General features: G+C 67.1%; 10 protein-coding genes. 2 read left to right on the plus strand and 8 right to left on the minus strand.

Going from position 1 to position 7,790, the window contains the following annotated elements:
* A partial coding sequence (flgK, locus tag V7Q81_RS13150; protein WP_333844043.1) for a flagellar hook-associated protein FlgK occupies positions 1–1,745 on the plus strand: 1,745 nt, incomplete at its 5' end.
* Positions 1,746–1,761: 16 nt separating this feature from the next.
* Positions 1,762–2,970 (plus strand): flagellar hook-associated protein FlgL, encoded by a 1,209-nt coding sequence (flgL, locus tag V7Q81_RS13155; RefSeq protein WP_333844045.1) that lies wholly within the window; start codon positions 1,762–1,764, stop codon positions 2,968–2,970.
* A gap of 12 nt (positions 2,971–2,982) precedes the next feature.
* Here the strand turns inward: flgL and fliR are convergent, their stop codons facing one another.
* The 8 genes from fliR to V7Q81_RS13195 form a co-directional block, all read right to left on the minus strand.
* Positions 2,983–3,762, minus strand: a complete 780-nt coding sequence (gene fliR / locus V7Q81_RS13160; RefSeq protein WP_333844047.1) for a flagellar biosynthetic protein FliR — start codon at positions 3,760–3,762, stop codon at positions 2,983–2,985.
* 4 nt (positions 3,763–3,766) lie between these two features.
* Positions 3,767–4,036: a flagellar biosynthesis protein FliQ gene (gene fliQ / locus V7Q81_RS13165; RefSeq protein ID WP_333844050.1), complete on the minus strand. Its 270-nt coding sequence runs from the start codon at positions 4,034–4,036 to the stop codon at positions 3,767–3,769.
* Positions 4,037–4,055: 19 nt separating this feature from the next.
* Positions 4,056–4,838: a flagellar type III secretion system pore protein FliP gene (fliP, locus tag V7Q81_RS13170; RefSeq protein WP_442954837.1), complete on the minus strand. Its 783-nt coding sequence runs from the start codon at positions 4,836–4,838 to the stop codon at positions 4,056–4,058.
* Positions 4,828–5,235 (minus strand): flagellar biosynthetic protein FliO, encoded by a 408-nt coding sequence (gene fliO / locus V7Q81_RS13175; RefSeq protein ID WP_333844053.1) that lies wholly within the window; start codon positions 5,233–5,235, stop codon positions 4,828–4,830. The genes fliP and fliO overlap by 11 nt, the downstream gene beginning before the upstream one ends.
* A gap of 5 nt (positions 5,236–5,240) precedes the next feature.
* A complete protein-coding gene (gene fliN / locus V7Q81_RS13180; RefSeq protein ID WP_442954838.1) occupies positions 5,241–5,741 on the minus strand; it encodes a flagellar motor switch protein FliN in 501 nt (166 codons plus the stop codon).
* The gene (gene fliM, locus V7Q81_RS13185; protein ID WP_333844058.1) at positions 5,666–6,643 is read right to left on the minus strand and encodes a flagellar motor switch protein FliM; all 978 of its coding nucleotides are present in this window, start codon (positions 6,641–6,643) and stop codon (positions 5,666–5,668) included. Before fliM ends, fliN begins: the two co-directional genes overlap by 76 nt.
* A gap of 4 nt (positions 6,644–6,647) precedes the next feature.
* Positions 6,648–7,142, minus strand: a complete 495-nt coding sequence (gene fliL, locus V7Q81_RS13190) for a flagellar basal body-associated protein FliL (protein ID WP_333844060.1) — start codon at positions 7,140–7,142, stop codon at positions 6,648–6,650.
* A gap of 194 nt (positions 7,143–7,336) precedes the next feature.
* Positions 7,337–7,790: flagellar hook-length control protein FliK (locus V7Q81_RS13195; protein WP_333844062.1), on the minus strand; the 454-nt coding region annotated here is incomplete at its 5' end.

Raw genomic sequence — 7,790 nt, forward strand, 5'->3', positions numbered from 1 at the left:
ATCTGGGGCAGGGCACCCACGTGGCTCGCATCGAGCGGCTGTACAACCAGTTCCTGGCTCAGCAGGTCCTGTCCGCGGAAAGCGCGGCGGCAGAGGGCGCGACCCATTACGAGCGCATTCAGCAGGTGGACAACCTGCTGGCGGACACGGCAGCCGGCCTCGCGCCAGCCTTGTCTGATTATTTCGGGGCCCTGCACGACCTCGCCACCCATCCTGCCTCCACAGTGGCGCGTCAGACGGTGTTGTCTTCGGGGCAGGCGCTGGTTGCCCGCTTCCGCATGCTGGATTCCCGGCTGGAGGAAATGCACGCCGCGTCCAACCGGCAAGTGGAGGCGAGCGTGGCCGCCATCAACGGGTATGCACGCCAGATCGCAGCGCTCAACGAGCGTATCGCCCTCGCCGATAGCAGCGACGGGGCGGCGCCACCCAACGACCTCCTGGACCAGCGGGATGCCCTGGTCGCCCAGCTCAACCGGGAGATTCGGGTAACGGTGGTGCGCCAAGACGGCGCCTACAACGTGTTCATCGGCAACGGTCAGCCCCTGGTGATGGGCACCGTGCCGGGCCGGCTCTCGGCTGTGCCCGATCCCCAGGACCCGACCCGCATCGCCGTGGCCGTGGAAAGCAGCGTCGGCACCGTGGTACTGAAGGAGGAGCTTCTCACTGGCGGGCGCCTGGGGGGCGAGCTGGCGTTTCGCCGGGAGACGCTGGAGCCTGCCCGCAACGAGCTGGGGCGCATCGCCCTCGTGCTCGCCGCCACCATGAACGACCAGCACCGGCTGGGACAGGACCTGCAGGGAAACCTGGGCGGCGATCTGTTTGCCATGGCAAGCCCCCGGGTCACGGCCCATGGGGCGAACGGTGGAAGCGCGGTGTTCACGGCCGTCATCGCCGACGCCTCCGCCCTCACGGCGAGCGATTACCGCCTGAGCTACGACGGTGCGGGCTATACCCTCACGCGCCTGAGCGACGGCAATGTGACCACTTTTACCGCCTTCCCCCAGACCGTGGACGGGTTTATCCTGACGCTGGCTTCGGGCGTCGCCGCTGCGGGCGACAGCTTCCTGATCCAGCCCACGGTAGACGGGGCTCGCGGCCTGGCCCTCGCCTTGGCCGACCCGGCCAGAGTCGCCGCGGCCGCTCCCATCGCCACCGCCGCCGCAAGCGGCAACACTGGCAGCGGGGTCATCAGCGCCGGGGAGGTGGTGGGACCGCCGCCTGCCGATCCCAACCTGCAGGCCCAGGTGACCATCGAGTTCAACGACCCTCCCACCTCGTTCAATGTGACGGGCCTGGGGACCGGCGATCCGGTGGGCGTCCCTTATACGCCCGGCGGCTCGATCGCCTACAACGGCTGGGTGATCACCATCACCGGCGCGCCCGCGGCGGGGGACCGCTTCACCGTCGGTCCCAACACGGGCGGGGTCTCCGACGGGCGCAACGCAGTGAAGCTGGCGGCACTCGCGCAAGCGGGTACCGTGGCGGGCGGTACGGCGAGCTATCAGGGGGCGTACGCAGCCCTGGTGGGGCGCATCGGCAACGCTACCCGCGAACTGGAGGTGACCAGTACCGCCCAGTCGAACCTCGCACGCCAGGCGGGGGAGGCCTTCGCGGCGGTGGCTGGCGTGAACCTGGACGAAGAGGCGGCAGCGCTCCTGCGCTATCAGCAGGCATACCTGGCCGCCGGGAAGGTGATGCAGATCGCGAGCCGCCTGTTCGATACGCTCCTCGAGCTGGGGCGCTGATTCTCGGGAGGAAGGGATGCGCATTACCACGGGCATGGTCTACGAACGAGGGGTGGCGGCACTCTTGCGCCAGCAGCAGGCGCTGCTGGAAGTGCAGCAGCAGCTTTCCACCGGCCGGCGGGTGGTGACGCCCTCCGACGATCCGATCGCCGCGGCGCGGGCGGTGGAACTGGGCCAGGCCCAAGCCTTGAACGACCAGTACGCCGTCAATCGGGGCTACGCCCGCGACGCGCTTTCCCTTGCCGAGTCTACGCTGGCGCGGGTGGGCGAGCTCATCATCGAGGCTCGCACGGCCCTGGTCCAGGCCGGCAACGGGGCGCTGAGCGACGCCGACCGGCGGACCATCGCGGTGGAGCTGGAGGGCCGGTTGCAGGCGTTGCTTGCCTACGCCAACGCTACCAACGGGGCCGGCGAATACCTGTTCTCCGGCTATCGCGGCACGGTGCAGCCTTTCGTGGCGAGTGCTGCGGGAATCGTCTATCAGGGCGACCAGGGGCGGCGTGAAGTCCAGGTGGAGACCTCACGGCTCATGCCCGTCACCGACTCGGGCGAGGCCATCTTCCAGCGCATTCCCAACGGCAACGGTGTGTTCGTCTCCGCTGCCGACAGCGGCAACACAGGCAGCGGCGTGGTGGACCCCGGCCGCCTCGTCGATCCATCAGCGTTCACCGGCCACCGCTACGCCATCGTTTTCACTGTCTCCGGCACGACGACTACCTACAGCGTCCTGGACCAGACCACCGGTACGACCCTGTCGGCGGGCAATTCCTATACGAGCGGGGCTGCCATCGAATTCGATGGCCTGCAGCTCACCATCACCGGGGCACCGGCGGATGGGGATCGCTTCACCGTGACGCCGAGCGGCACCCAGAGCTTGTTCACGACCCTGCAGGAAGCCATTTCCATCCTCCAGACCTCTACCGCGACGGCCGCCGGCGCTGCCCGCGTGGCCAACGGGCTCAACGCGGGTCTCGCCAATCTGGATCTGGCCCTCGATCACGTGTTGGCGGCCCGCGCCTCTTTCGGCGTGCGCCTGGCGGAGCTGGACGCGCTCCAAGCGGGGGGCGAAGGCCTGGCGGTGCAGTACCAAACGTCCCTGTCGCGGCTGATCGACGTGGATTATGCTCAGGCGATCAGCGACTTTCTACGCGGGCAGCAGTCGCTGGAAGCGGCCCGGGCCTCATTCAGCCGCATCGCGGGGCTGTCTTTGTTCGACTACCTCTAACCACCGGTCTTCTCAGCGGGACGGTGCCACGGCGAGGAGCATGCTGCCGACGGCCTCGGTGAGGGTCCGCTCCAGCGCTGGCGCGAGGGCCGGCAGTGCCAGGGCCAGGGCCACGAAGCCCGTGAGCAGCGTCACCGGAAAGCCCACTGCAAAGAGGTTGAGCTGGGGCGCTGCGCGGGACAGGACGGCGAGCACCACGTTCACCACCAACAGGGGGCCCACGACCGGGAGCGCGAGCAGCGTGCCGAGGGAGAACACGCCAGCGCCCATCTCCGCCAGATCCTTCCAGTGACCTGGCGCCAGAGCGGCCCCGACAGGCAGCACCTCGAAGCTTTGGGCAAGCGCGGCGAGCATCATCAAATGGCCGTTGATGGCGAGAAAGAGCAGAAATCCGGCAAGCTCCAGGAACTGGGCGGCAACCGGCGTCTGGCCGGCGCTCTGGGGGTCGTAGAAGATGGCGAAGCCGAGGCCCATCTGCAGCCCGATCAAGTCGCCTGCCAGGGACAGTGCCGCAAAGGCAAGGCGTGCGCTCAAGCCCATGGCCGCGCCTACAAGCACTTGCTCCGCCAGGATCGCGAGCCCCGCCGCGGAGCCCACCTGCACGTCAGGCATGGCGCCTGCCATGGGAGCGACGGCCAAGGCGAGCGCGACGCCCAGACCGATGCGCACCCGCGCCGGCACGCTGTGCGAGTGCAGGAGCGGTGCCGTCATGATCAGCCCCAACACTCGGGCCAGAGGCCAGAGGAAGGCCGCCAACCAGGCGTTCAACTGGGCGTCGGTGACCGAGATCATTTCCCTAGCCGATGATCACGGGGATCGACTCCAGCAGCCGGCGCGTATAGTCGGTGAGCAGGGTGAGCATCCATGGGCCGGCCAGGGCCAGAGCCCCCAAGATCGCCAGCAGCTTGGGAATGAAGGACAGGGTCATTTCGTTGATCTGGGTCGCCGCCTGGAAGATGCTAATCACGAGGCCGGTGACAAGGGCCGAAACGAGGAGTGGAGCCGACACCAGGGCAGTCAGTTCGATCGCTTGGCGGGCAAGGGTCATGACTGATTCTGGCGTCATGGGAACTCTCCGTGAATGTTCATACACCGAAACTTTGCACCAGCGAGCCGATCAAGAGGTGCCAGCCGTCCACCAACACGAACAGCATGAGCTTGAACGGCAGCGCCACGATCACCGGCGAGACCATCATCATGCCCATGGACATGAGCACGCTTGCCACCACCATGTCGATGATGAGAAACGGAATGAACACCAGGAAGCCGATCTGGAAAGCAGTCTTTAACTCGCTCGTGACGTAGGCGGGAATCAGCACTTTCATCGGCACCTCCTCCGGGCCGTTCATAACCTGCGTTCCGGAGATACGGGCAAAGAGAGCGAGATCCGGCTCCCGGGTCTGCTTCAGCATGAACTGCTTAAGGGGTTCGCTGGCGCGGGTCACGGCATCCTCGAAGCTCATGCGGCCCTCGGCATAAGGGACGTAGGCTTGCGCGTGGATCTTTTCCAGCACGGGCGACATGACGAAAAAAGTGAGGAACAACGCCAGACCGACCAGCACCTGGTTGGGCGGCGAAGTCTGGGTACCGAGGGCATGGCGCAGCAGGGACAGCACGATGATGATGCGGGTGAAGCCGGTGAGCATGAGCAGCGCGGCCGGCAGGAAGGAGAGGCTGGTGAGGAGCAGCAGGGTTTGCAGCGGCAGGCTGTAGGTCTGGCCTCCGCCGGGAGCGGGAGTGGCGGTGAGGGCGGGCAGTCCTGCCTGCTGGGCAGCGGCGGGCAGGGCGAGCAGGGCAAGGACGCCCGCTGCCGTGGCGAGCCAGGGGCGGCGTGCCCGCGGAGCCTCCACCCTTTCCTCAGCTGGCACGGCCACGCTCCATAAATTGCTTAAGCCAGGCGGCAAAGGAGCCGTTATCCGTTGCGGGGGCGGAGACGGGCGCGGCCTGGGCCGGCATCGCGTGCAGGGCATTGACCCGGCCCGGCGCGACCCCCAGCACCAGCCAGGCGCCGCCCACTTCTACCACCACCACCCGCTCGCGCGCCCCCACGCCCACGGCAGCCACGACCCGCAGCCCCGCCGAGCTGCTCCCCGGTGTGCGGGAAGCGCGGCGCAGCAGCCAGGCGGCCCCCAGCACGGTGAGCAGCACGAAGGCGAAGCCCAAGACGCCTTGGAGGAGCCCCGCCCCCGGCGCAGCCGGGCCCTGGGCCAGGGCGGTGGCCGGCAGCAGCGCCGCACCGGCACAGGACAATGCTTTGCGTGCCACGGCAATCATCGGTTCAGGCGCCGGATGCGTTCACTCGGGGTGACGATGTCAGTCAGCCGGATGCCGAACTTATCGTTCACCACCACCACTTCGCCCTGGGCGATCAGACAGCCGTTCACCAGCACGTCCATGGGCTCGCCGGCCAACCCGTCCAACTCCACCACCGAGCCCTGGGCGAGCTGAAGGAGGTTCTTGATGGGCAGCTTGGTGCGGCCCAGCTCCACCGTGAGCTGGACGGGAATGTCCAGGATCAGATCCAGGTCATTGCGGGCGGAGGGCGGAGCACCCTCCGAGAAGCGCTCGAAGATCTGGGCGCTCGCGGCAACCGGCTGGGAGCCGGCAGCCGCCTGCTGCTCCGCCATGGCAGCCGCCCAGTCGTCGTCGCTCACGGCACCCTGGGCGTCTTTCAGGTTGGACATGATTTCCTCCATCACAGGGCGTCTGCGGGCGAGACCAGCCGCTCCACCCGCAGGGCGTATTGACCGTTGGAAATTCCGTAGCGGCATTCCATGACCGGGACGCCGTCCACGGTGGCGAGAATGCGGGGTGCGATCTCGATCGGGATCACATCGCCTTCCCGCATGGCCAGGATCTGCTCCAGCGTCATCGTGGTGTGGGCCAGATTGGCGACGATCTCCACCTCGGCCAGCTTCACCTGCTGGGACAACAGCTGCACCCAGCGCCGGTCCACGTCGAGTTGCTCGCCGTGGGTGGTGCTGTAGACCTTCTCCCGGATCGGCTCCAGCATGGAGTAGGGCAAGCAGATGTGGAGCTCTCCCCCGCTCGCCCCCACTTCGATGCGGAACGTGGTGGCGACCACCACCTCGTTGGGCGTGGCGATGTTGGCAAACTGGGTATGCATCTCTGAGCGCACGCACTCGAAGCTCAAGGGATGCACGGGCTGCCAGGCCTTTTCGTACTCGGCGAACACCAAGGAAAGAAGGCGCTGGATGATGCGTTGTTCGGTCGGGGTGAAGTCGCGGCCCTCGACCCGGGTGTGGAAGCGGCCATCCCCGCCGAACAGGTTATCGATCACCAGGAACACCAGATTCGGGTCGAGCACGAACAGCGCCATCCCCCGCAGCGGTTTCACCTGGACCACGTTGAGATTGGTAGGCACCGCCAGGTTGCGGGTGAACTCGCTGTACTTGACCACCCGCACCGGGCCGGCAGTGATCTCCGCCGTGCGGCGGATGAAGTTAAAGATCACCAGCCGCAACTGCCGCGCCAGGCGCTCGTGGATGATCTCCAGCGTCGGCATGCGGCCGCGGACGATGCGCTCCTGTTTGGCCAGGTTGTACGGGCGCACCGCCGAGGTGTCGGGCGGTGGCGCCTCGTCCTCGACCTCGCCGCTCACCCCTTTTAGCAGGGCATCTACCTCTTCCTGGGACAGGAAATCCTTGGCCATGGCCTCACTGGATGACGAAAGAGGTAAAGAGCACCGCGTCCACCGCCTGAGGTCGCTCGCCGTCGAAGGGAGTGGTTACCGCTGCGGCGATTTCCGCGGCCAGCTTTTCCTTGCCTTCGGCGCTGAGCAGGGCTTCGCCTCGTTGGCTGGAGAGCACTCGCAGGATACGGTCCCGCACCACCGGCATATGGGCCTTGATGGCGGTTTCCGTGTCAGGCTCGGTGGTTCTGAGCACCACGGTGGTCTGCAGATATTGGGCGTCGCCGCCAGGCTGGAGATTCACCGTGAAGGGTTCGAGCGCGATGAAAACGGGCGGCTTGGGCTTGGGCGCTTGAGCGGCGGAGGCTTCCCGCTGGAAGGTGACATACCAGGCGCCGGCGCCGACCGCGCTAGCGAGTCCTAATGCCCCGAGGATGACCAGCCACAGCTTTCTCCCCTTGGGCTTTGCGCTCTTGGGGGCCGCCTGCGCGGGAGCGCTGGTGGGAGTGGGTCGAGCCATTGCTTTCTTTGCACCTTTCGCTGGATGGATTATGGGCAGTGGGAAGGTTGCGCGATTGCCGGAAAAGCGTGCCTTTTGGGCAGCATCTCCGAAGCGGAAGGACGCCGCCCCGTGCTTCAACGGACTTTGCGCGGAAAGCTTTAGAGAAAACCGTTGAACGGCGGCGAGGGGGCCTCGCGCAGAGCGTGTTGCGATCAGGCGAAGAGGTCCACCAGACCGTGCCTGCGCCGGGAGGAAATCTCAGCAAGCGTCGAGGTTTCTGTGCTGCGGCCGCCATCGGCCGAGAGGGGAGAGGGGGGGCGGTCGCCGGCGAATCCGCGCCGCCCTTCAAAGCCTTCGGCGCTCACCGTGGCCCCGCCCAGGGCGATGCCCGCCTCCGCCAACATGTCCCTCAGGCGGGGCAGGGCTGCCTCGATGGCTTCCCGGGTCTGGGGGTGAAGGGCCGAAAACACCGCGGTCGCTTCGCTCTCCCGCACGTGAATGACCACCCGCACCGGGCCCAGCTCAGGCGGGTCGAGGCGCAGCTCCGCCTGTTGGAGCTCCTGGGTCGCGATCCATACCACCTGCCGGGAGAATTCCTCTCCGAAGCGGGGGGAGCTCACTGGCGCCGTGACCGGCAGGGGAGCGAGCCGGGGCTCGGTCCCGAGA

It is taken from the genome of Pelomicrobium sp. (genome assembly GCF_036803785.1).
Lineage (GTDB): Bacteria > Pseudomonadota > Gammaproteobacteria > Burkholderiales > UBA6910 > Pelomicrobium.

Coding starts and splice junctions, on each gene's coding strand:
- flgL (WP_333844045.1), top strand. CDS start 1,762: ATGCGCATTACCACGGGCATGGTCTACGAACGAGGGGTGGCGGCACTC.
- fliR (WP_333844047.1), bottom strand. CDS start 3,762: ATGATCTCGGTCACCGACGCCCAGTTGAACGCCTGGTTGGCGGCCTTC.
- fliQ (WP_333844050.1), bottom strand. CDS start 4,036: ATGACGCCAGAATCAGTCATGACCCTTGCCCGCCAAGCGATCGAACTG.
- fliN (WP_442954838.1), bottom strand. CDS start 5,741: ATGCCGCTACGGAATTTCCAACGGTCAATACGCCCTGCGGGTGGAGCG.
- fliM (WP_333844058.1), bottom strand. CDS start 6,643: ATGGCCAAGGATTTCCTGTCCCAGGAAGAGGTAGATGCCCTGCTAAAA.
- fliL (WP_333844060.1), bottom strand. CDS start 7,142: ATGGCTCGACCCACTCCCACCAGCGCTCCCGCGCAGGCGGCCCCCAAG.